The organism is Gracilibacillus halotolerans, assembly GCF_014206945.1.
Classification (GTDB): domain Bacteria; phylum Bacillota; class Bacilli; order Bacillales; family Amphibacillaceae; genus Gracilibacillus; species Gracilibacillus halotolerans.
In genome coordinates this window covers 40,582-65,315 of sequence record NZ_JACHON010000016.1, presented here as the reverse complement: position 1 = coordinate 65,315, position 24,734 = coordinate 40,582, and the positions used below count along the sequence as shown (strand labels likewise).

21 protein-coding genes, 1 other RNA gene and 1 pseudogene are annotated in these 24,734 nt (G+C 35.8%); 7 read left to right on the top strand and 16 right to left on the bottom strand.

The annotated features are described in order from the left end of the window. Positions 1 to 262: 262 nt before the first annotated feature. Together GGQ92_RS12785 and GGQ92_RS12780 are read left to right on the top strand one after the other, a co-directional pair. The gene (locus GGQ92_RS12785) at positions 263 to 2,020 is read left to right on the top strand and encodes a chorismate-binding protein (RefSeq protein ID WP_184249551.1); all 1,758 of its coding nucleotides are present in this window, start codon (positions 263 to 265) and stop codon (positions 2,018 to 2,020) included. 34 nt (positions 2,021 to 2,054) lie between these two features. Beyond that, positions 2,055 to 2,483, top strand: coding sequence for a BrxA/BrxB family bacilliredoxin (locus GGQ92_RS12780; protein ID WP_184249549.1), 429 nt, complete (start codon positions 2,055 to 2,057; stop codon positions 2,481 to 2,483). A gap of 62 nt (positions 2,484 to 2,545) precedes the next feature. On the opposite strand, the gene GGQ92_RS12775 is transcribed toward GGQ92_RS12780, so the two are convergent. From GGQ92_RS12775 to GGQ92_RS12740, 8 genes are all read right to left on the bottom strand, one after another. Further along, on the bottom strand, positions 2,546 to 3,805 hold the full coding sequence (locus GGQ92_RS12775) for an NlpC/P60 family protein (RefSeq protein WP_184249547.1): 1,260 nt from the start codon (positions 3,803 to 3,805) through the stop codon (positions 2,546 to 2,548). A 292-nt stretch (positions 3,806 to 4,097) separates the two neighbouring features. Then, entirely contained in the window at positions 4,098 to 4,724 is a 627-nt protein-coding gene (locus tag GGQ92_RS12770; RefSeq protein ID WP_184249545.1) for a YesL family protein, read from the bottom strand. A gap of 22 nt (positions 4,725 to 4,746) precedes the next feature. Beyond that, positions 4,747 to 5,586, bottom strand: coding sequence for a carbohydrate ABC transporter permease (locus tag GGQ92_RS12765; RefSeq protein ID WP_184249543.1), 840 nt, complete (start codon positions 5,584 to 5,586; stop codon positions 4,747 to 4,749). Between the two features lie 2 nt (positions 5,587 to 5,588). Continuing rightward, positions 5,589 to 6,485, bottom strand: a complete 897-nt coding sequence (locus GGQ92_RS12760; RefSeq protein ID WP_425486412.1) for a carbohydrate ABC transporter permease — start codon at positions 6,483 to 6,485, stop codon at positions 5,589 to 5,591. Positions 6,486 to 6,565: 80 nt separating this feature from the next. Further along, entirely contained in the window at positions 6,566 to 7,894 is a 1,329-nt protein-coding gene (locus tag GGQ92_RS12755) for an ABC transporter substrate-binding protein (RefSeq protein WP_184249539.1), read from the bottom strand. Between the two features lie 205 nt (positions 7,895 to 8,099). Further along, on the bottom strand, positions 8,100 to 9,614 hold the full coding sequence (locus GGQ92_RS12750) for a response regulator (protein WP_184249537.1): 1,515 nt from the start codon (positions 9,612 to 9,614) through the stop codon (positions 8,100 to 8,102). Further along, positions 9,589 to 11,370 carry a sensor histidine kinase gene (locus GGQ92_RS12745; RefSeq protein WP_246384433.1) on the bottom strand — a complete coding sequence of 594 codons (1,782 nt, stop codon included), beginning with the start codon at positions 11,368 to 11,370 and terminating at the stop codon, positions 9,589 to 9,591. The genes GGQ92_RS12750 and GGQ92_RS12745 overlap by 26 nt, the downstream gene beginning before the upstream one ends. 166 nt (positions 11,371 to 11,536) lie before the next feature. Beyond that, the gene (locus GGQ92_RS12740; RefSeq protein WP_184249535.1) at positions 11,537 to 11,686 is read right to left on the bottom strand and encodes a hypothetical protein; all 150 of its coding nucleotides are present in this window, start codon (positions 11,684 to 11,686) and stop codon (positions 11,537 to 11,539) included. A gap of 301 nt (positions 11,687 to 11,987) precedes the next feature. Between GGQ92_RS12740 and GGQ92_RS12735 the strand changes: the two genes are divergently transcribed. Beyond that, on the top strand, positions 11,988 to 12,320 hold the full coding sequence (locus tag GGQ92_RS12735) for a hypothetical protein (protein ID WP_184249533.1): 333 nt from the start codon (positions 11,988 to 11,990) through the stop codon (positions 12,318 to 12,320). Positions 12,321 to 12,431: 111 nt separating this feature from the next. On the opposite strand, the gene ssrA is transcribed toward GGQ92_RS12735, so the two are convergent. The 3 genes from ssrA to GGQ92_RS12720 all read right to left on the bottom strand — a co-directional run bounded on the left by ssrA (position 12,432) and on the right by GGQ92_RS12720 (position 14,638). Further along, positions 12,432 to 12,794, bottom strand: a transfer-messenger RNA (tmRNA) gene (gene ssrA / locus GGQ92_RS12730). Positions 12,795 to 13,016: 222 nt separating this feature from the next. Continuing rightward, entirely contained in the window at positions 13,017 to 13,649 is a 633-nt protein-coding gene (locus GGQ92_RS12725; RefSeq protein ID WP_184249531.1) for a hypothetical protein, read from the bottom strand. A gap of 125 nt (positions 13,650 to 13,774) precedes the next feature. After that, positions 13,775 to 14,638: a TetR/AcrR family transcriptional regulator gene (locus tag GGQ92_RS12720; RefSeq protein WP_184249529.1), complete on the bottom strand. Its 864-nt coding sequence runs from the start codon at positions 14,636 to 14,638 to the stop codon at positions 13,775 to 13,777. A gap of 264 nt (positions 14,639 to 14,902) precedes the next feature. Between GGQ92_RS12720 and GGQ92_RS12715 the strand changes: the two genes are divergently transcribed. Beyond that, positions 14,903 to 16,435, top strand: a complete 1,533-nt coding sequence (locus tag GGQ92_RS12715; RefSeq protein ID WP_184249527.1) for an MDR family MFS transporter — start codon at positions 14,903 to 14,905, stop codon at positions 16,433 to 16,435. Between the two features lie 49 nt (positions 16,436 to 16,484). On the opposite strand, the gene smpB is transcribed toward GGQ92_RS12715, so the two are convergent. The 4 genes from smpB to secG all read right to left on the bottom strand — a co-directional run bounded on the left by smpB (position 16,485) and on the right by secG (position 20,459). After that, positions 16,485 to 16,943 (bottom strand): SsrA-binding protein SmpB, encoded by a 459-nt coding sequence (smpB, locus tag GGQ92_RS12710; RefSeq protein WP_184249524.1) that lies wholly within the window; start codon positions 16,941 to 16,943, stop codon positions 16,485 to 16,487. Between the two features lie 61 nt (positions 16,944 to 17,004). Beyond that, positions 17,005 to 19,269, bottom strand: coding sequence for a ribonuclease R (gene rnr / locus GGQ92_RS12705; protein WP_184249521.1), 2,265 nt, complete (start codon positions 19,267 to 19,269; stop codon positions 17,005 to 17,007). Positions 19,270 to 19,299: 30 nt separating this feature from the next. Further along, positions 19,300 to 20,040, bottom strand: a complete 741-nt coding sequence (locus tag GGQ92_RS12700; RefSeq protein ID WP_184249518.1) for an alpha/beta hydrolase — start codon at positions 20,038 to 20,040, stop codon at positions 19,300 to 19,302. A gap of 188 nt (positions 20,041 to 20,228) precedes the next feature. Further along, positions 20,229 to 20,459, bottom strand: a complete 231-nt coding sequence (gene secG / locus GGQ92_RS12695; RefSeq protein WP_184249516.1) for a preprotein translocase subunit SecG — start codon at positions 20,457 to 20,459, stop codon at positions 20,229 to 20,231. A 124-nt stretch (positions 20,460 to 20,583) separates the two neighbouring features. Between secG and GGQ92_RS12690 the strand changes: the two genes are divergently transcribed. The 3 genes from GGQ92_RS12690 to ptsP all read left to right on the top strand — a co-directional run bounded on the left by GGQ92_RS12690 (position 20,584) and on the right by ptsP (position 23,578). Continuing rightward, positions 20,584 to 21,477: an alpha/beta hydrolase gene (locus GGQ92_RS12690; RefSeq protein WP_184249513.1), complete on the top strand. Its 894-nt coding sequence runs from the start codon at positions 20,584 to 20,586 to the stop codon at positions 21,475 to 21,477. Between the two features lie 109 nt (positions 21,478 to 21,586). Then, positions 21,587 to 21,856: a phosphocarrier protein HPr gene (locus tag GGQ92_RS12685; protein ID WP_184249510.1), complete on the top strand. Its 270-nt coding sequence runs from the start codon at positions 21,587 to 21,589 to the stop codon at positions 21,854 to 21,856. Positions 21,857 to 21,862: 6 nt separating this feature from the next. Continuing rightward, entirely contained in the window at positions 21,863 to 23,578 is a 1,716-nt protein-coding gene (gene ptsP / locus GGQ92_RS12680; RefSeq protein ID WP_184249507.1) for a phosphoenolpyruvate--protein phosphotransferase, read from the top strand. A gap of 325 nt (positions 23,579 to 23,903) precedes the next feature. Here ptsP and tnpA read toward each other — a convergent pair. Further along, positions 23,904 to 24,242: pseudogene (gene tnpA, locus GGQ92_RS16435) on the bottom strand (IS200/IS605 family transposase); the annotation flags it as partial. Positions 24,243 to 24,734: the final 492 nt, after the last annotated feature.

Genomic DNA, 24,734 nt, shown 5'->3' with positions numbered 1-24,734 from the left:
CATTCCATGGAATAGCTTACAATTCATTTCACTTTGTTTATACGTTTATAGTAACCACTCTTTTTGAAAGCTCATTATTCTAAACCATAATAATGATATTCATTATCAATTAGACTACCTTAATAGTATCATAATTAGGGAAAGAGTCAACGTTCTGAATTGAAAAAACGTTAAGGAAATTTATTTTTTTACTATTTCTTTCGGATGAATACGTTATAATAATAGAGCAAATGGAACAACCCACATAATAGGAGGCTATTCCGTGAAATCAATTTACTTACAATTCGATTTTTTAAATCAAAAGCCATGCAGTTTTGCGTCACCGATTGAAGTACTGTCTACAACCGATAGTAATGAAATTCCTGCATTAATGGAAAAAATGAACGAATTCAAAAAAGAAGGTTACTATTTGGCTGGATATCTTTCCTATGAAGCAGCTCCAGCGTTTCAGACAAACTACCAAGTAAACGACAAACCATTAATACCACTTCTATGGTTTGGTGTATTCGATAAACCAAGACCTGTAAAACCAATACAACCAGCAGCATATACCACCTCAGAATGGAAACCACTTATAAAGAAAGAATCTTTTATACAAAATATTGAAACGATTCAAGAATACATTAAGAATAAAAAAACCGAGCAAGTCAATTATACAACTCGGTTCGAAGCATCATTTGAAGGAGATGCATATACTTTTTACAATCAACTGAAAAAGAACCAATCTGCATCATATTCTGCCTATTTACAACTTGGAGAGTTACAAATTCTCTCACTATCACCAGAGCTGTTCTTTAAAATTGACGGGAAACGAATCATTACGAAGCCTATGAAAGGTACAATGAAAAGAGGCTTCAGTTATAAAGAAGATGAGGAATTGAAAAGCTTACTCTATAGCTCAGAGAAGAACCGCTATGAAAATGAAATGGTTGCGAAACTATTAAAAGATGAATTATCCACCCTTGTCAAAGCTAATACAGCAACAATTGAAAAAAAATTCGAAATAGAAACACATCCAACCATTCATCAAATGACATCAACAGTATCAGGAGAACTTAAGGAGGAAAGTTCAATTTATGATTGGTTTCGGGCACTTTTTCCTTGTGGGTCTATTACAGGTTCTCCAAAAGTTGAAACGATGCAAATTATCAAAAGTCTTGAGGATTCTCCACGTGACGTATACTGTGGAGCCATCGGTTATATCACGCCCGATAACAGAGCAATATTTAACGTTCCAATTAGAACGGTTCAAATTAAAGGGAACCAGGCGATCTACGGTTCAGGTAGTGGTGTAACATCAAAATCAGAACCCATTCAAGAATATTATGAAGTTATTGAGAAGACAAAAATACTAACAAAAGAACAGATTGAATTTTCCTTGTTAGAATCGATGCGATACGAAAACGGTGAAATAAATCATCTATCTGATCATTTGGCTAGATTGAAGGAATCTGCATCCTATTTTCAATTTACTTACGATCAGGACAACGTAATGAGTGAAATTAGACGATTTATAGCTACTTTACAAGATAATCCACCTAGTAAAATACGTCTTCTCATGAGTGATAACGGAAAGATTAATCTTGAAGCAATTCCACTAGAAAAACTAAATAGCATTCGTTCCAAACTATCACCCCAACCGATAAAGAAAGAAAATCTGTTTTTATATCATAAAACTACGAACCGGTCTGTATATGAACAGTTTGATTCTAAACTTCCAAACGGCTATCAAACCACTTTGTTATGGAATGAGGAAGGACATGTTACGGAGTTTTCTATTGGAAATCTAGTTATCGAAAAAAACGGTCACTATTATACACCTCCATTGTCAGATGGACTTTTACCTGGAGTAATGCGTGGAAAGCTATTAGCTAACAATACACTTATTGAAAAACATATAAAAAAGGAGCAGTTGCTCGAAGCAGATCAAATCTTTTTAATCAATAGTGTTAGAGGTTGGATAAAGGTAGACCTTAAAGAGCAGGAAGTTTCTCTTAACAAAACTCATTTGTTACAATGATATGGAGAATGTTTGAATACAGGAGGTACAAGAAATGAATGCCTTTGAAGAATACATGAGAGAAGTATCTCAGCCAATGCGTGACGAATTAACGAATGCGGGATTTGAAGAATTGCTCACACCAGGACAGGTAGAGGAATTCATGGCTAATAATGATACACCAACACTCGTAATGATTAATTCTGTTTGTGGTTGTGCAGCAGGTTTAGCACGCCCGGCAGTCATTGAATCTTTAAATCACGATAAAAAACCATCAAAGCTCGTAACCGTATTTGCTGGACAAGATAGAGAAGCTACAGCAAGAATGCGTGATTTCTTTGAAAATGTGGAGCCTTCCTCCCCATCGATTGCTTTAGTAAATAAAGGGCAATTGGTTCATTTTATCCCTCGTGATGAAATTGAAGGCTTTGAGAAAGAGGACATCATTAACAATCTTACAAAAGCTTACAACGAATACTGTTAATAAAGAAAAGCAAGAACCCCAGTTAGGCACTTTCCTAACTGGGGATTCTTTTACGCTATTATTTAAGGTAGGACACGGCGTACATGACCACTAAACGTTTTACTCCAATAATTGGAGTTCATATCAGCAATCGCTACACCTGTACTGTTCTGTGATCCAATAAATTTATTATTTCCTAAGTAGATGCCTACATGTCCGTTTGTTTTATACGTATTAAAGAATACTAAATCACCTGGTTGTGCTTGACTTAACGGTATTTTCGTCCCTACAGAAGATAATCCATCCGTACTTGTCGGTAAATTTGTTCCGATTTGACGGAATGCCCAGCTTACAAAACCAGAGCAATCAAAACGTCCATTCGCAACATCATAGGCCGTTCGTCCACCAGCGTACGTATAAACTGAATTACCAATATATCGGTTACCTACAGTTGTTACAGCCTGTCTTTTATTACCAGTTGGTTGACTAGTTGCTTTAGGTGCAGCGTTTTCTTTTACTTCTGCATATTGTGTGACTCCGTTTGAATTAGAAGCTGGTTGTGCGGACGCAGTCAATAATTCTTGATCGCGTTGAATCATTGCTTCTGCCTCACGCATTGCTTGTTCTTTTCTTTCGAGTAATCTTTCCTCTATTTTTAAATCTTCTAAGATATCCTTATTCTCTTGTTCTTTCTTTTCTAGTTCTTTTTTCGTAACTTCAAGTTGTTCTTTTTGTTCAAGAACATGTCGTTGCATTTCTTCATATTCTGTCTTCATGTCCGTTAGTTCGTCTAATTGAGCATTAAATTCAGCTTGTTTTTCTTCAATTTTTGCTTTATCATTCTTCTGATCCTGCATTAATGCTTCATCCGATTCAAGTATTGTATTCACAAGGGAGAAACGATCAATAAAGTCGATAAAGTTATCAGCACCAAGGAGCACTTCTATGTAACTATAAGACCCTCCGTTTTCTTGTAAGGAGGCTATTCTTTTCTTAATAATCTCATCTCGCTTATCAATGGCCTTCTGCAGAGCAGCTATTTCTTCTTCTAGTTTACTCACTTTTTCTTCTAATGGTTGAATATCCTTCTCCACTTCGTTAATTGCTTGTTGGTTATCTTCGATGGCTTTTTCTGTGCGTTCCAAGGATTCATTTAAATGAATAAGTTCTTCGGCTAATTTGTCAATTTCCTTTTCTTTATCTGTTATTTCTGATTGTACCTCTGCTTTTTTAGATTGAATTTCTTCTTTCGTCTCCGCATTAACAGTAATAAAAGATATGAAAAATAACGACAACACTACAAAAGCGCTTACAAGAAACTTTCTTCCATCGGCTATAACCACTTATATTCCCCCATCTTTCTATTGATTCTATTACGTTTCATTCATTTTGCTAGGTTAAGTCTAGCACAACTAGTTTTCAATCATATTAATCTAATGTTACAAATATATTTCATTTTAAAAAAATCAGGGGGATTTTAATTCTTTTCGCCTAATAAACGTATTACTGTTCTCCTATTACTCATAGCAAAACACGAACATATTCCTACAAAAAATTACATAATTCGATTCACATAAAAAAACCATGCACAATGGCATGGTTTACCAATTCTATATTTAGGGAATATCTAATAGATTATACATTGGTAGCTTCTTTATAATTTTGTTTCTTGTCCGCAATTTTTGAGAATGATCGTTTTGCTGGCATCAATAACGCTAGAGCAAACATGCTCATACTAAAGAAAAGTGCCATCCACTGAAATTGATACAATAGAAAACCAATACCAAACAACCCGAATGCCATTATCAACGTCGGAAATGGATTTAACAACATGATAAAGAACGCATTTTTAAAGACTTGTAAAGGCTTCATCTCAAAGTATACGTATACAGGAAATACGTATAGGGACGTCAATCCAAATAGGATACTAATAATTAAAAATGGAATCGTTAATAATAACGCAAAGTCTGTTTGTGATACGGTAACAAATAAAAAATCTAAATAAAGTATATATCCTATAACAGCGATCATATAGCCTAATATATTTGCTTGTACGAGGGACTCTTTCCATTCCTTCCAAAAGGTTTTAAAAAGAGGAGCGTCCGTATACCCTGTAATCCATTTTCGAACTACTGCAAACGTAGCAGCTGTTGCTGGAAAGAGACCAATAAAAACCGCTCCTAAAATTGTGAAAAGAATCCAGAGTAAGTTCAGATAAGCGACTTTTGTAATCCATTCAAACGCAACATTTAATTTGTTCATACGTAACTCCTCCTTTTATTACTTACCCTTTTAATCCACTTGTACTGATACCTTCTACCACGTATCTCTGGAAAATAAAGAAGATAACAAAGACTGGAATTAAAGAAACAACTGACATCGCAAACATAGCACCCCAGTTTGAGACGGTCTCATTACTCAAGAACATTCTGAGCGCCATTGATACCGTATATTTTCCTGGGCTATTCAGATACAATACTGGTCCTAGTAAATTATCCCACGTCCAGTAAAACGTAAATATTGCTGTAGTAGCCAAAGCTGGGACAATTAATGGCAAGATGATTCGGTAATAGATTCCAAATACGCTACTTCCATCGATTGTTGCTGCCTCATCCAATTCTCTTGGTATCGTCCTAATAAACTGTACGAGTAAGAAGATAAAGAACGGATGACCAAAATATGCTGGCACAACTAATGGCTTATAAGAGTTTAACCAATCAAGTTGTGAGAATATAATGTACTGAGGAATCATAACAACCTCATACGGAAGCATTAGAGTCATGATCATTATCGCAAACCAAAAGTTTCTACCTGCGAATTTTAACCTTGCGAAACCAAAAGCGATTAACGAACAAGAGATAAGGTGACCGATTAGTACCAACACTACGTATATCGTAGTATTCGTAATATATGTGTCGAAACCATAGTCTCCAAATCCTTCCCATCCTTGACCATAGTTCGCAATGGTAAAAGGTTTAGGAATAAGGGATTCCGCAGTTAGAAATATTTTCTCACTTTGTTTGAAGGAGCTCACGATTAGCCAGACAACAGGATAGAGCAATAGGACAGCAAATCCACCTACAAAAATATGATAGATTAATTTTTTTAGAGGTTTAGCCTTCATTGTTATCTGCCTCCTTCTGATTCATAATGCACCCAGAATCTAGACGATGCGAAAATGATAGATGTTAGTATTCCTATGATAATCAGCATGACCCACGCCATTGCAGATGCGTATCCCATATGGAAGAATTCAAATCCTTGCATGAATAAATAGAGGGAATACAATAATGTACCGTCTAATGGTCCTCCTGTCCCCTTCGAAATAATAAAGGCAGGAACAAAGGTCATAAATGCTGAAATTGTTTGCATGACTGCGTTAAATAAAATTACCGGACTAAGCATTGGTATCGTAATTTTTACAAACTTTTGTAAGAAATTCGCTCCATCTACACTAGCTGCCTCATAATAGCTTTGTGGAATAGATTTTAGGCCGGCTAAGAAAATAAGCATTGAGGAACCAAATTGCCAAACAGATAAGAATATAAGCATCCATAAAGCAGCAGTTGGATCACCAAACCACCGTATTGGATCTAATCCTAGTGTAGACAAAGCAAGATTTACAATGCCCTCGTCTCCAAATATATTACGCCACATAATCGCTACTGCAACACTTCCACCTATTAAGGAAGGTAAATAATATAATGTACGGTAAAACCCGACTGCTCTTGAAGCTGTATTTAACAGCATGGCAACAAATAAGGCGAAAGCAAGCCGTAAAGGTACACCGGCAAATACATAAATAAATGTTATTTTTAAGGAATGTAAATATCTAGCATCGTCTGTAAACATTTTCGTAAAGTTGTCAAAACCAATCCATTCTGGTGCTGTAAATAAATTATAAGAAGTAAATGAGAAGTATAACGATGCAAAAATTGGTATTACCGTAAAGGCAAGAAAACCAATTATAAAAGGTCCAATAAATAGATATCCCCATAAGTTTTGTTTCATACTGGATTGCATCACCATGTCTCCTTTCTATATCTGGTTTGTGAAAAGTAATAGCTGATCACCTGCGATCAGCTATTACCATCTAAGCATGTTTAGTTACCCAAAATACTTTCGGCCTGCTGACGGAAATGTGTGGATGCATCCTCTGGTGTTGTTTGACCGTAAGAAACCTGTTCAGAAAGGTTCGTTAATAAATCAATGATTTCACCTGCTTGAGCTGGATCTGGTGCCCCCATAGAAGTACTGTTTTCTTCTACCCAAGCAATGTATTCGAATACTTTAGCTTGAGATTCAGAAACCTCTTCCATTAAAGCGTCTTTCACAACCGATGAAACAGGTACTCCACGTTCACCCAAGATTAGTTTATTTGCTTCAATATCGTTCGTAAAGAAGTCAATAAACTTAGCTGCTTCTTCTTTTGCTGCAGAATTTTCCGAAACTGACCAGAACATACTTGGTTTTAGGAATAAACCATCCGCAACATTAGGTCCTGGCATAGGAACCATCTTAAATTCAAGTCCTGAAGTTTCTTCCAACCCTACGAACTGATTCGACCATTGGAAAATTCCGATTCCTTCACCTTTTACAACTGGGTCATCTTCAGGTCCAGCTAATTGAGCTAAATAGTCAGGAGTAGGTGTAGCTTCTTTCTCTACTTGTTCTTGTAGCATAGAGAAGAAATCAACAAATAATTGATCGTCATCATAACCTAATCCACTACCATCTTCTGCATACAATCTGTCACCATGTTGTCTTAAATAATAGTTAAAGAAAACATCTGGCTGCATTCCTGTATCAAAGAAAATACCAGCGTCTACTGCTTTTTCAGAGATCTCTTTATAATCATCCCATGTCCATTCGTCTTCTGGTATTTCAATGCCATGCTCTTCCGCTAAAGCAGGGTTATACTGAAATCCAACAGCATTTACACCCGCATTAAAACCATAGACACCATCGTCAATTCTACCACCATCAATGATATCCTCTGTGATGTTCGAAACATCGATTGCACTATCAAAAAATTGTGATAAGTCCGCTAATTGTCCGTTATTTGCATACTGCGCTAGATAAGATAAGTCCATTTGAATGATATCTGGTAATTCATTCGCTGCAGCTTGTGGTGCAAGCTTCTGCCAGTAATCATCCCAGCTTGCGTACTCTGCCTCAATATTGACATGAGGATTTTGTTCCTCATACATTTTGATTACTTCCATTGTGTAATCATGACGTGGTTGATTTCCCCACCACGCTACACGAATCGTAACATCTTCACCAGATGCCTCTTCGCCAGTTCCTTCATTATTACTGCTTGTTTCATCTGTATTCGCATCTCCATCACTTGAGCTGTTATCATCCCCGCCACAAGCGGCTAAGAATAAAACAGTCATCATTGTAAGTAAAACAAGTAAGAATTTTTTCATCGCTTTCAACCCCTCTTTTATAGTAGTAAGCGTTTACACATTTAATATATCATGTAACCGCTTTACATCATGATAGAAAAAACAGTGTTGAATGTTTAAAAAGCAGAGTTATTTAAACATCCTAAGTAACGAATTAATAAAAATCTTAAACTCAGATAACAATTGAACAAAAAAATGCACCCTACTCAAAGGGTGACAGAATTTATTAATTCGGCTGAATGATTTGAGATGGTGTAAAACCTTTTATCCTTTTAAATAGCTGACTGAAATATTGTGGGTTATTACCAAATCCAATTCGTTCTGCAAGCTCAAACACTTTAATATCTTGCTCCTTTTCAGCAATTTCTACTGCTTTGTCAATTCGATAATTTGTTACAAATGTTGAAAACCGCTGTCCCATTTCTTTCTTAAAGATTTTACCTAAATAATCCGCATTCATAAATAATCGATTAGATGCAAGCCACTGTAGAGATAAATCAGGATTACCGAATTCTTCTTCAATATAATCTAGCATATCCTGCACAACAGGAGACAGCTTTCGTTCCTCCTTACCATGATGAATCAAACGATCAAATAGTTGTTCGAAATAGATGACAAAGGATTCGATATGAATAAATTGTTCCATTTGACTAACTACTTGAAGTCGATCTTCTACTTCACGGTGAGGAAACTTACTCATTAACAGTAAGAATAATTGTATCAAATACCCTTTTGCAAGCTTTGGAGTTACCGTATTTTCAGCCATTTGGTGGCATACTTTCTTCACACAATTTAGCGCCTCGATGGATTGGCGTTTTTTAAGGTGTATGACTATTTCTTCTACCGGTAACATATTGCTACTAGAAGTTTGGAACTCAACCCATTCAGTTGGCGGTAAGAAGGATTGTTTTGATTGATAAAATAACTGATCTAAAAGTTGGTGTAAGCTGAGCCTTTCCTCACCATCCCGCTTTTGCTCCGATAAGACAATAGAAAAGGATAATGTTTTATTATGTGCTTTATGAAACAACCGACTTTGTTCTATAAGCTCGTCACTATAACGAGCAAACCCGACGATATGGTTTTCGATAACAACTGTAAGCGGATGAAATTCTTTTAAGCTCTTCTCGATAAGTAAGGAAAACTCATTGATTTTATTAAACTCTTTTTCCTCTTCTACCGTAAATAGAAGAAAAGCGAACGAATTTCGATAGTTTTGTTTTGTCATTTCCTTCATTGCCTGTACGGTATCTTTCGAAAGGTTCTGATACATAAAGTATTGCTTTAGCATATTTTCGAATTGAAGCATTGTTGATTTAGTTGCTTTCTCTTCAATTAAATGAATATATTCTTCAGCTGCTTGTTCTTTCTTAATTTCCTTAATCACTTCCAAGATCGCTTCGCTTATTTGTTCCTCGTTACATGGCTTGAGCAAGTAATGCTTTACCCCATATCGCATCGCTTGTTGTGCATAATCAAACTCACTATAGCCTGATAAGAAAATCCATTTTACGTTTGGGTATTTTTCTTTTGCCTTTGCTACTAGGCCAATTCCATCCAATCCAGGCATGGTAATATCGGTTATAACGATATCAGGAGTGTTCTTGTCCATTAACTCTAATGCTTCTAGACCATTCATCGCTTTGCCAATTAATTCTGTTTCTAGCTTATGCCATTCTACAATGGAGGATATGCCATCAAGAATCATTCGTTCATCATCGACTAACAAAACTTTGAACATACTCTTTCTCCCCCTCGATAGGAATCCGAATTGTAATAAAGGTCCCTACGCCTTTTTCACTGTTTATTGTGAGTCCATATTCTTCCCCGAATAAAATCTTAATTCTATCATTAATGTTTCTCAAACCTAATCCTGTCCCCTTAGGTTCATAATTTCCTTGTTTAATTTGCTGTAGATAACTTGCATCCATACCAGGACCATTATCCGTAAGTCGTAATTCCAATATTCCGGCTTCTTTCTCACCAGTAAGTGAAATTTTACATATACCGACCATCTCTTGTAGACCGTAGCGGATTGAATTCTCTATAATCGGCTGTAAGATAAACTTCGGTACATGAATGCTGAGTAATTCATCTGGTACATTCTTAGAAAATTGTAGCCTATCTTCAAAACGATAGCTTTGAATCGTAATGTAATGCTCAACAATGGAAAGCTCTTCTTCTAGTGTGATTAACGTATCCGTCATATTTATCGATGACCGCAATACATACCCTAATGACTCAGCCATTTGTGAAATTTTCTTTTCCCCTGCTATTTTTGCAGTCCAGTTAATGGATTCTAATGTGTTATACAAAAAATGTGGGTTCACTTGTGCTTGCAATGTTTTGTATTCTGACTCTTTAATCAACAACTGCTTTTTATAGTTTTCACCGATTAAATATTGGATCTGTTGCATCATTTTTTGAAAGTTTGCATGCATCTCTCCTGCTTCATCTTTTGGAAAGTCCGTTTCCTCTTGAATATCTATTTGTTCCAAATTGCCTGTTTGAACCTTCTTCATTTTTCGATTTAAACTTTCAATGGGATTTACAATCGAACCAGTAAACTTGGAACCTAGAAATATCATCATAAAAAACAAAAGAAGATACGTTATAAAGACTGCTGTTCTAGCCTTTGTAATGACTGTAAACAAATTATCGTAAGGCACTAATATGACATATGTCCACCCTAAATTATTCGCTTCAGAATGAGTTGCAAAATATGGATGATTATCCCACTCGATAATTTGATAACCTTGATGTTCGTTGCTTAATTGCTCTGGGGAAAAATCATATAAGCTGTCATCACTTTCATAAATCTTTTGACCACTATCATCGTAAATTAAAAATACTGTATCTTGTTCAGCAAGACTTCTCGTTAAATCACTCACCATTGTATCCATATCAACACGTATGCTAACGCTTCCAATTCTATCAAACTTTAAATCTAGATAGTTACGAATATCCCGAACTGCCGCAAGACTTTTATCTGTTTCATGAGGCAGTAACCAATTAACACCACCCTTTTTCTCATTTGCACGCTGTTTCAATTCTTGAAGTCGTTCATCTGTAATCTGAATCATTGAATTTCCACTAGCATACTCTCTATTCTGCTTATCATAAACCTGGATAGATAGTACATATTTATTCAATGCACCAACATGCAATAAACGTGTTCTCAGATCGCTACCAATCATATATGTATCGTAATTTGTTTCAGCTTCGGTTAAGTTCTCTAGATAGGATTGGACATATGTGTCAGTAGCAACTTGATAGGATAAGCGTTCCATTTTCTTTAATTCTGCTTCAATGGAATCCGAGCTAACTTGTATAGCTTGTGCATATTGGCGATAAATCTCTTTATTATACAACTGAAAAGCATACTGCAAAATAAATAATCCACCTATACTAAACGCTAAGAGTACGAGTGAAGTTAGTAACACCATTTTATGCTTTAAACGGAGGTCCATGAACCACCTTTTCCACTTTCGGAACAAAAAACCTCACTCCTTAAGTAAACGCTATCAATGTTTTTATTATAAAGTAATCAAAATAGCTGGTCAATGTAACGAGCCAGATGCTAAATATTTTTACTATTCTATCTACCAAAATCACAAACAAAAAACATCACCGAATTGTGATGATGTATTAAATGATACTTATTTATTTTGTTTTTAACTCTTCAATTTCTTTCTTTAATTCAATCGTTATTTCTTGCCATTTTTTATTATCCTTCTTTAGCTTTTGCACCTCAGAAATAGTGAACAACAATGCAGATAAAGTTAATAATATTAAAATTAATTCAAAACTCATGTAATGAACCTCCTATACTTCCCTTTACTTTAAGTATACTAAATCTACAGAAAAAAATTTATGTAAATTTAGCAAGTTTAGGATTTTGGTGTCATTTTGTTAAGATTCTATTGATTAGAGTAATGGCAATAATAGATGTAAGAATGCCTAAAAGATTGCTGTTTAGATAAAGAATCTATCTACAGATAATCGTTTTTTATCTCTAATCTAAATTTTTTATTTTATAATACGTTTTCATTAGATATATGGTATATTTTAACTTATTCTATTGTTCCTATTTCGTACACTGGAGGATTTAACTTTGAAGAAGACTAAACAATTTAAAGTGACTTCTATAACATTGGGTGTTTTACTGCTTGCTAGTATATTTTTTTCAATAACACTGTATTTTTCTACCGTTTCTAAACAAGAGGTAATAGAGAGAATAGAACTTTTAACTATATCTTTAGAGCATTTATATAATGCAAACCATACTATTAGCATTGGAGAGATTGAGGAAATTAAAGTACTAAAAGCTAAAGCAGGCGCACCACCAATGAATTATAACGTAGCTCTTAATATGAAAAACAGAGACCAAATTCTTTATAGTTGGTTAGATGATAGGAAATCAGGAGTAACTCATAATGCAAATTAAAAAGAAGTCGTCTCTAATGGAAGACGACTTCAAACCTGCTAAAATGATTTAATTTAGATAAAATGTTACTATTCTTTCAAAAACCTTATCACACCAATATAAATTATGTATTGGTGGAGACGGTGGGAGTCGAACCCACGTCCAAAGGTATCGGCACTTAGGCGTCTACACGTGTAGTTGGTATACTCGCGATTCGCTAGCTTTTATGCCTACCAACAGGCGTCCAAGCAGCTAGTCTGATTAATCTCTTCTGTCGGTCCCCAGACGGAGGATAACAGCGTAGCCCACTGATAAGTGAGACCCTTCTATCTACCACATGGGCGATGGTAGGAAGGATCCTTTAGCATTGCTTACGCAGCTGCTAAAGAGTAATTGTTTTCTTTGCCAGTTATTATTGGCAGTAACGTTTTACGAGCCGTAACCTCGACGCGCAGCCTAAGCTCGACCTACCCCTGTCGAATCCGTAACGTCCCCATGTATAAACATAGAGTACGGATAAATACCGTATTAAATTGTATATTTATTATAACATATTACGCATGTAAATCAAGCTATGACCACTGGTAATATTTAGTGTTGTCATAGCTTCAACAGATATCTTTGCGAACATGAAAGATGACCCCGGGATAGCTAGTTGGTATTGGTAAAAAACAACCTTCAAATCCTACCCCTTGAAATCATCTATATACTAATACTTTATTGTTCTAGTTCTTCTGTATTTAAATCCTCAGGGAATTTAATCGTATCAAATACTTCTCCTGTTTCTGCATCTTCAATATCAATCAATATATTGAAATCATCGGATGGTGTTTGTCCATCAAATACGATGTACATTGCACCAGCCATACCTAACGTAATGGAAGCAAATCCATCGAAACTCTCTTCATATAAATTCTTATCTACAACCATTGTAAACTCTGTGAAATCTTTATTTGGCTGTATATCTTGAATAGATGGGAATTCTTCACTATTTACAAACTCATTAAAGGTTTCCTCAAAGTTGGTTCTCATATCTGTCATCAACTCTTTGTGTCTCGATTTAGACATTTTATACGTAAGACTTCCATCATCATTCTCTGTAATTTCAAAACCTTCTTCTTCACCTTGTGCAATCGTGGTTTCAATATCATCTACCATGTTGGCTGGAATATCGATTTCAACGCTCAGTAGATTTTTATCTACTTCAATGTCAGAAGCTTCCTCTTCTTCAGTTGATTCTACAGCTGTTTTCTCTTCTTCTTGTTCCGTTTCGCTACTGCTTGACTCCTCAGTTGATCCACATGCTGCAACAAAAATTAGGCTCAACAAGATAAATAGTATTTTTTTCATAAATTTGAAATCCCCCTTCTGTATGTTATCTTATCTTTGTTTAAGTTTTCGATAATAAGACAACAATTAAGATTTTAACATTTCATATAGGTGGTTCCAAACAATTTCCCTTGTACTACCTTTATTTAATGGTTTTTCCACTTCCAGAATAATTGGATAATATGACGAACATCCTCTTGATATCTATCTGAATCCAATATTTTTTTCAGTGACTCACTAACGCTTTCCATTACATACAGCTGCGGATTTTCATTGGATAGCTCGTCCAATAAGAATTGGATATATTCCTCTGCTCGTGAATCCACTTCATTTTCTTTTACATTAGACAGCAATTGATTCAAATGATTTTGTAGTTCTTCCTTCACACTTTTATCATTTGTCTGTTGAAATAATATCGGGCTAAAGAACACCTCCTCGTTCATAGGTTGATTTTTAATAATGAGTTTTAATCGTTGCAATGAGTATTTGATCACTTCTTCAATCTTTACTTGTTCATTTAATAATTTAGCAACATGCAAAAAATGATGGTTAATACTTAATAATATAATAGCTAAATCTACTGAATTCTTTTCTGTACAATTTTCATACATGTCACATAACCGCTTGCTAACCCAGTTTATTTCCAATAAATATTGATTTTTCATAAAGTTATTAAAGGTTTCATCTGATGAGAAAGCAACTGATTCAAATAATGAAAGTAAATTATATTCTCGATTCATATTCATCCGAACTGCTACTTGATGTATAAACACTTCCTCGTCCGTTTTCTTCTTCCCTATCGCTAATTCTACACGTCTTTTATCACCTTTTTCTTGTACATATTCCATGATTGCCATTAAGCATTCATTCTTTGACTTAAAGTAATTATAAAATGTCCCCTTTGCTACATTTGCCATATCAATAATATCTTGAATAGAGGTTTGTCTAAATCCTTTATTTACAAAAAGATGTAGTGCAGCATTTACTATTTGCTCCTTTTTCGCGTTCATCTGTGTTCATCCTCTTCATTTTATACTTTTGTTCTAGTTGATAAAACCTTATATATCAAGTTTTACAATTATTTAAAATGTTATTATTGCATATTTTAGACTAACGGTATAAAATATGTAAAGTGTCTAGAGATACTAGCTTTTTGTTTTGCATATGGATGAGTGACTAGCCAATCGTTTAAAACTGCGGTCCAGCATCTAACGTAATACTACCAAACAAGATAACAATTATATAGCTTGATGATATAGAAAGAAGGTTATATTATGACAGAAACACATTCAATACAAGCAAAACCACCTTATGGTATGATTGCTATTTTATTTATCGGGGCTTTTGTAGCTATTTTAAATGAGACATTACTTAATGTCGCTTTACCGTCCATCATGAAAGAATTTCAGGTAGGACCGACAGAGGTACAATGGCTAACTACAAGCTATATGCTGATCAACGGTATCTTAATCCCAGCAAGTGCGTTTTTAATTCAACGATTTACGAATAGAACTCTATTTATATCTGCTATGGCACTTTTTACAATCGGTACTGTATTAGCTAGTTTTTCACCAACTTTTTCCGTGCTAGTTGCTGCTAGAATGATCCAAGCATCTGGCTCTGCTGTCATGATGCCATTGTTAATGAATATTATGCTCGTATCTTTTCCGATTGAAAAAAGAGGTACAGCAATGGGTTTCTTCGGCCTAGTTATGGTAGTTGCACCTGCATTAGGACCTACCCTTTCTGGTTATATCGTAGAACATTATAGTTGGAGAACGTTATTCGATATTGTAATACCATTTGGAATTCTGACACTTCTTTATTCTGTTTTCCGTTTGAAAAACTTAACACCACAACGTGAAATAAAATTAGATGTCTTATCTATTATTTTATCAAGTGCAGGTTTTGGCGGATTATTATACGGGTTTAGTATAGCTGGTGATAAAGGTTGGGGAGATCCATTTGTATATGGAACGATTATAATAGGGGCAATTTCATTAACTTGGATGATTTTCCGTCAATTCAAATTAGAAGAACCAATTTTGGAATTCCGGATCTTTAAATATCCTATGTTTGCTTTATCGCAAACCATTGCGATAGTACTCGCTATTGCTTTATTTTCGGCTATGATTTTACTTCCTATTTATGTGCAAAATATTCGTGGATTCACTCCAATAGAAGCCGGTCTATTAATGTTACCAGGAGCTCTAGTGATGGGGCTTATGTCGCCAATCACCGGAAGATTGTTTGATAAATATGGACCGAAAAAACTTGCTGTTACAGGACTTTCCATTACAATTATCACTTCCTTCATGTTTAGTCGATTGGATATGGAGATCGCCTTTTCTAGTCTTGTTATCTTATTTGCTATCCGAGCATTAGGAATGTCAATGGTGTTTATGCCAATCATGACAAATGGTCTAAATGAGTTACCTGCCAAGTTCTATCCGCATGGTACTGCCATGAATAATACAATGCAGCAAGTAGCAGGAGCAATCGGATCTGCATTGTTAATTTCTATTATGAACGCACGTGCAGAGAGTAAAGCGATAGAGCTTTCTGAAGAAGCGATGGCCAGCAGTACTGGATTAAGTGAAGATGAACTAGCAATGCTACAAATGCAAATCGAAAATGAAGCAACATTAAATGGGATTAATTTTGCTTTTTTTACGTCCACCTTCATTATTATGCTAGCTTTAATCTTAACGATATTTATGAGAAGAATCACAGCTGAGGATGCGAAGAAATCTGAAGCAAATAATCCATCAGAAGAACCACAATTTGATTCTTCAACAAAATCATAAGGATAAACTAAAAAATCTCACAGGATATTTTTTCCGTGAGATTTTTTTATTATCTATCTTTAAGTGCGCGTTCCATATCACGCTTAGCTTGCTTCTGTTTCAAATCTTCTCGTTTATCAAACTTCTTCTTCCCTTTACCTAACCCAATAAGCACTTTAGCAAAGCCATTTTTAATATATACCTTAATTGGTACTAATGCATATCCGGCTTGCTGAGTTTCTCCAATCAATCGATCAATTTGCTTACGATGAAGCAATAACTTTCGTGCTCTTGTTGGCTCATGATTGTAACGATTCCCTTGTTCATAAGGGGAAATATGCATATTGTTAATATACACTTCCCCTTGCTTAACCGTTGCAAAGCTATCTCTTAAGTTCACTTTTCCCGCTCGAATTGACTTAATTTCCGTTCCTTGTAACACAATTCCCGCTTCAAACGTCTCTTCGATGAAGTAATCGTGGTTAGCTTTTTTATTTTGTGCAACGAGTTTTCCATTGTGCTTCGCCATTTCCCGTTCCTCCCCTACTTACTTCTGAACGTTTTAGTGGTTTCTCCTCTATGCACACGCCTTACTTCTTGCCTTTTTTCTTCCGTGAACGGCTTTTCTGTGCCTTTTTAGCAGTGCGTTTTAGTCCACTTTTATCTTTTTTAGGTTTATCAAATGTTGCTTGAGTTGTTAGCTCTCTTCTTTTCCGAGGACGCATTCCGACAATTTCAAAATCGATGGCTCTTTCTTCTATATTTACTTGTGCTACCTTAACTGTGATTGTATCACCTACTTGATAAACCGTTCCCGTTCGTTCACCTATCATAGCATAGGCACGTTCATCAAAGTGATAAAAATCATCCGTCATGTAACTAACGTGTACCAATCCTTCCACAGTGTTTGGTAGCTCAACAAATAAGCCAAAATTTGTAACCGAGCTAATGACTCCCTCGAATTCTTCTCCGATTTTATCTTGCATAAATTCTGCTTTTTTCAAATCATCAACTTCACGTTCCGCATCTACTGCTGTTCTTTCTTTCATCGAAGCTTGTTGCGCTATTTCAGGCATTTTTTCCTTCCATGTGGCACGTGTTTCCTCGTCAAGCTTACCTTCAAATAGATACGTCCTAATTAAGCGATGGACAATCAAATCCGGATATCGACGAATTGGAGAAGTAAAATGCGTATAAAATTCGGTTGCTAGTCCAAAGTGTCCAATTCCTTGAGGATCATACTTCGCTTGTTTCATTGAACGAAGCATTAACTTTGAAATAATTAAGTCTTCGTCTGTTCCTTTAACCTCTTCTAACACCTTTTGCAAAGCTTGTGGATGTATTTCGTTAGCAGTACCTTTAACAATATATCCAAATCTCGCGATAAATTCAAAAAATGCTTGTAGTTTTTCTGGATTAGGATCCTCGTGAATTCGATGGATAAATGGTACGTCTAACCAATGAAAGTGCTGTGCAATTGTTTCATTGGCACAAAGCATAAATTCCTCAATTAATTTTTCAGCAATAGATCGTTCCCGAATCACTACATCTGTTGCTTTACCTGCATCATCCACTAGGACTTTCGCTTCTTTGAAATCAAAGTCTATTGCTCCACGCCCGAATCGTTTTGCTCTTATTATTTCAGCCAAGTCTTCCATACTCTCAAACATCGGGACTAACGATTCGTATTTACTTTTTATTTCCTCGTCTTTATCCACAAGAATCTGATTGACTTCCTTGTACGTCATTCTTGCTTTTGATTGAATCACACCTTCAAAAATTTCATGGCTTACGACAGCTCCATTTTTATCGATTTCCATTTCGCATCCGATAACTAGTCTGTCAACCGCTGGGTGTAAGGAACAAATACCATTCGATAATTTGTGAGGAAGCATAGGGATGACTCGATCTACTAGATAAACACTTGTCGCTCGTTCAAACGCTTCTCTACCAATTGGTGAATTTTCTTTCACATAATACGATACATCCGCAATATAGACGCCAAGCTTAAAGTTTCCGTTAGAAAGCTGTATAACCGATACAGCATCGTCTAAGTCTTTCGCATCTGCTCCATCAATGGTTACGATAACTTCGTCTCTAAGATCTCTTCTACCAGCTATATCTTCCTTAGATACGGTTTTCGGAATATTTTCTGTTTGTTCCAAAACGTCTTCTGGGAAGTCAATTGTAATTCCATTTTTGTAGATGATCGATAAGATGTCCATTCCAGGATCATTTTTATGACCAAGAATTTGTAAGACATTTCCTTCTGCACTCATTCTACCTTCTGGATATTTTGTGATTTCCACAATTACTTTATGGCCAGTTACTGCACCTTTCGTTTGCCCTTTAGGTACGAAGATGTCATGAGGAATTCGTTTGTCATCTGCAATCACGAAACCAAAGGCACCGTTGTCTTCAAAGGTACCAACAATTTCAGTAATATGACGTTCAATAATTCGGACGACTACACCTTCTGCCCGCTTTCCATTTTCGTCTCTATTATCTACGCGAACAAATACGATATCTCCATTCATAGCAGAAGCTAGGTCTGACTGGTTTATATAGACGTCCTCCATCCCTTCCTCATCCGGTATTAGGAAGGCAAAACCTTTTTGGTGCATTTGGATTCTTCCGCGGGTTAGATTCATTTTTTCAGGCAAACCGTATCGATTTTTCCGTGTCCGAATTAGTTGTCCACTTTCTTCTAGAGCATTTAATGATTTCATTAAAACAGGGAAATCTTCCGCCTCTTCTATCTCTAAAGCTTCCTCTAGTTCGTTTACAGATAATGGTTTATCTGCATGTGTTTCGATAAAAGTTACGATTTCTTTTTCCATTGTTTTTTGATCCATGGGCTCACCCCCAATATTTAGTATGACCTTTTACCAGTCGAGTGATTCTAAAAAATGCTCAATATCTTCGTGCAATTCATCTTTTTTTCTACTAAATGTTATCGCATGACCTGTTCCTTCGTACCACTTGATTTCTTTCTTATCTGTTTCCACATTTTCGTAAATGTAATCAGCACTTTTTGGGTTAATCATTTTATCCTCAACAGATTGAATGACAAGTGTTGGAGTGTAAAGCATATCCACCGATTGTTTTACTTTATCAATGGATTCTTTAATCTCTTGAAACAAGTCGGATGACTTTGTTAGTAAACTCTCAAGCTCTTTGTTAATTGTTTCCTCGTCTTTCTTTTCTAACTGCTTGTAATCCTTCACAAACTGTCGGAAACCACTTGTTAGCTGTTTTTCGTTATCAAAAAACATCGGTGAACACATCGTAATGACCGCTTGGACAGGATTGTTCGTAGCTAAACGTAAACCAAGAACTCCACCTAATGACAATCCTGCTACTGCTATTTTTTCATAGCCTTTCTTCTGTAGAAATTGATAGGCCTCTTGCACGTCCTCCCACCATTCCTCCGCAGTAGCATCGATAAGTTCTTCTGGTGTTTTTCCATGACCTCGGTAGATTGGTGCATAACACGTATATCCTTTACTATTTAAATATCTTCCTAACATACGCACATCTGCTGAATGTCCTGTAAATCCATGTAGTAAAAGTACCGCTCGTTCTCCACCTTCAAAGAAAAAAGGCTCCGGTTGTTTAATTTGCATCATTTGTTGCTCCTTTTCTATCATACATCTATATCTATACCCTCTATTTTACCCGTAGTTTTCATTTGCAAGCAAATTATACGAAAAAAATTGGAAATTCTTCAGTTATGCCTATATAAAATATTCATTGCTCGTAAAAAAGAAAGCATCCTTTGCACAACTGCAAAGGATGCTTTTTGTCTTATTTATTATATAATATACGCAATGGCAAAAGTGAGAACAAAAAACAGGACACCTGTTATGATAGTTCCACGGTGTAAAACTAAATCAAGACCTCTCGCTTTTTGCTTCCCAAATAATTGCTCAGCACCACCAGAAATCGCGCCTGACAATCCAGCACTCTTTCCAGATTGTAATAATACAAAGACAATTAAGATAATAGCATCAATAATAAGTAATGTAATAGCAACTCCTAACACTTGCTTTAACCCCCTTCAGGACGAACAAATACATATTAACAATGTAGCAAAATTCTCTTCTTTTAGCAAGAAAAATTAGAAAAAAGAGGTGATTCTCATTCAAATAAAAACTAAATGGTTGAAAATGTCGGATGGAGTTTCGGTTTTTATAAAAATTTGGGAACCAACAAGTACAATTAAAGCGATTGTTCAATTGTCCCATGGGATGGCTGAACATATCAATCGTTACGATGATTTTGCATCTTATTTAGTTGAAAGAGGAATTCTTGTTATCGGGAACGATCATCGCGGACATGGTCAAACAGGAGCGAAAAATCTTGGGTTTATTGCCGAGTCAGATGGTAGTAACCGCATGGTAGAAGATATAATCGCTATCACTACGTATATTCAAAAATCATACCCTACTCTTCCAATATTTCTTATTGGTCATAGCATGGGTTCTTTTATCGTGAGATCTTATTTAACGAAAGAAAGTAAGCGACTGAGCGGAGCGATATTAATAGGAACTGGTACAATGCCTAGTACCGTATTGAAGCCTGGTATCCAATTAGCGAAGTTTATTAGTAGGATAAGAGGGAAAAGACAAAAAGGAACCTTTTTAAATAAGGTTAGTTTTTTCGGTTACAATAAACGTACTCGTAAGAAATCAGATTTTGATTGGCTGTCTGTTAATGAAGATAATGTACAAGCTTATTTAGAGGATCCTTATTGTGGTTTTATACCTAGCAATCAGTTCTTTGTCGACTTATATCAGTTATATTTATCTGCGCAGGATAAAGTAAAAGCAGACAACATTTCAAAATCGTTTCCTATCCTACTGTTAGCTGGTGAAGAGGATCCAGTCGGAAATTACGGAAAAGGTATCAATAAGGCTGCCTCTTTTTACCAATCCAAAGGGTTGACCAATGTCCAAACAAAGTTATATCCAAACATGAGTCACGAAGTTTTGAACGAAAAAATGAATGTAAGTGTTTACGATGATATTTATCATTGGTTAAAGGGCGAAACGCTTGAATAAGTAAGGAAAAGCGCATATAATTTTCTTGTTTGATATGGTTTATTGAAAACCATATAGCTTTCATAGTACAATTATAAATAAGTACAAACAATTTTAGGAGGTTTTATAAATGGCAGTAAATCAAACTGTAACAATTACAGACGAAACAGGAGTACACGCACGTCCTGCAACAGTATTAGTAAATAAGGCTGGGAGCTACACTTCCGACATGACAATCGAATATAATGGCAAGTCAATCAACTTAAAATCCATTATGGGCGTTATGTCTTTAGGTATCCCTCAAGGTGCTTCTATTACAATCAGCGCAGATGGTCCAGACGAAGAAGAAGCATTAGCAGGAGTTGTTGAAGTAATTAAATCTGAAGGCTTAGGAGAGTAATTATTAATGAAGCAACTTAGTGGAATTGCTGCATCAAATGGAATCGCAATTGCAAAAGCTTTTAAGTTAGCTGTGCCTGATTTATCTTTTGAGCAACGCAAAATCGAAAATCCATCAGATGAAATCAGTCGATTACATGATGCAATCAATACATCAAAGACAGAACTAGAGAAAATTAAAGAGCATGCTCGTAAAACTCTTGGGGACGAGCATGCAGAAATTTTTTCTGCTCACTTACTCGTATTAAGTGATCCAGAGCTAATTAATCCAATGACAGATAAAATTGAATCCGAAAAAGTGAATGCAGAAGTTGCGTTAGATGCAGTTGCACAAACATTTATTCAAATGTTTGAAAGTATGGACAATGAATATATGAGAGAACGTGCTGCTGACATCAAAGACGTAACGAAACGAATTATGGCTCATTTATTAAATGTGACATTTCCAAATCCTGCATTAATTGATGAGGAAGTTATCGTTATTGCTGATGATTTGACCCCTTCTGATACTGCTCAATTAAATAAGCAGTTTGTAAAGGGTTTTACCACGAACATAGGTGGCCGTACATCCCACTCAGCTATTATGGCTCGTTCTCTAGAAATTCCAGCTGTTGTTGGAACGAAGACTATTACAGCAGAAGTGAACGAAGGAGATATGATTATCGTTGATGGCATGGATGGTACAGTAATTATCAATCCAACTTCTGACGAAATCAGCCAATATACATCAAAACAAGAACAATTTGAACAACAGAAACAAGAATGGGCGAAATTAAAAGATGAGCCAACTGTTTCAAGTGATGGTGTTCATGTTGAACTTGCTGCAAACATTGGTACACCGGATGATATTGAGGGTGTTATTAATAATGGCGGTGAAGGTGTCGGTCTATATCGTACAGAATTCCTTTATATGGGTAAAAATGAGTTACCAACCGAAGACGAACAATATGAATCATACAAAAGCGTACTTGAACAAATGGGAGACAAACCAGTTGTTGTTCGTACATTAGACATTGGTGGAGATAAAGAGCTTCCTTATCTTGATCTACCAGAAGAAATGAACCCATTTTTAGGGTATCGAGCGATTCGACTATGTCTCGACCGCGATGATATATTCCGAACGCAGCTTCGTGCATTATTACGAGCTAGTGTATATGGTAACTTGAAAATTATGTTCCCAATGATTGCTACTTTAGATGAATTCCGTCAAGCTAAAGCTCTTCTATTAGAAGAAAAAGATAAGCTTGTACAAGAAGGAACAAAAGTAAATGACGATATTGAAATTGGTATTATGGTAGAGATTCCTTCTACTGCAGTTATCGCTCGTCAATTTGCTAAAGAGGTAGACTTCTTCAGCATTGGAACAAACGACTTAATTCAATATACAATGGCAGCTGACCGGATGAATGAACAGGTAAGTTATCTGTATCAACCATACCACCCTGCTATCCTGAATTTAGTCAATAATGTTATTGAAGCTGCACATGCAGAAGGCAAATGGGCTGGTATGTGTGGTGAAATGGCTGGAGATTCCATCGCTATCCCTATCTTATTAGGGTTAGGATTAGATGAATTTAGTATGAGTGCAACTTCCATTTTACCTGCTCGTACACAAATCAAACAGCTTTCGAAAGAAGAATTAGCTTCATACAAAGATCAGCTACTTTCCATGAGTACAGCGGATGAAGTTGAAGCATTTATTCGTGAAAAAACGAATCAGTAAAATTCGAGACTAGACAGAAGTAATTTTCTTAATACAAAATCCGAATGTTAGACTAACGCCAAGTCAAAATACTTCGCTTTCCGCAGACAACGCCTCAACTAATTACAAAAGTTATATAAAAACTTTTGTAATGGATTTTCGGCTGTTGCTTTTCCTGCAGGAGTCTTGTATTTTGACTTGGCTATTTATATTCTTTCCATGATTTGGTTGGATTTTTGTGCTATTTTTTTGTACTCGACCTCTTTGCTCTGCGGCTGAAAGCCTCTTTTACCGGTCTCGGCCTGAATGGCCTATCGAATGGTTCTCCCTCTTGCACCACATTTACTCACTGATTCCAAAAGAATCCCTTATTGTATATTGTTTTTTGCCCTGTAAACGGGTCAAACTCTTCGAATATTGTTAAATGGCCCGTCATGTAATCTTCTTTTAGCTAATTCCTAATATATTCTTGTATTTTCTTTTTATTTCTACCCACTGTATCTACGTAGAAACCACAGCAACAAAACTTGCGATTTCCGTATTTATATTTGAGATTGGCGTGACGATTAAATATCATCAAACTACTTTTTCCTTTTAAATATCCCATAAATTGAAATACGCTGAATTTAGGTGGGATACTAACTAACATGCGGATATGATTCCTACATGCGTTTGCCTCATATATAGTGCTTTGCGTTCGCATAAATCGAAAAGCGGAGAAATAACTAAATCATACAATATTAAAGGCGAACAATTAAATAATGAAATATAAATTACGCAGCAAAAACACGTAGACTCCTGCAGGAAAGCAACAGCCGAGGGATTACAGGATGTAATTCAGTTCGTCGTTGCAACAGGACGTTGCGTTATTCGCCGAACATCACAAACAAAAGTTCAATTGAACTTTTGAAATTAGTTGAGGCGTTGCCTGCGGAAAGCGAAGTGTTTTAGCGAAGTAATTATAAAAAGCATACAAACAGAATTGATTCTAACGAATCGTTCTGTTTGTATTATGATTAAATAATTCTGTCCCAGCTCCTTTTTTTATTCTCTCCATCTCTATTTGTATAGCGCCTCTCTTAAAATCCTCTCCGATAACATTAAAGTGCAAAATTAGATTATTTTTTATATAAAAGGGAAAAGTACACTATACAAGCTAGTGATTTTGGAGGTTTTG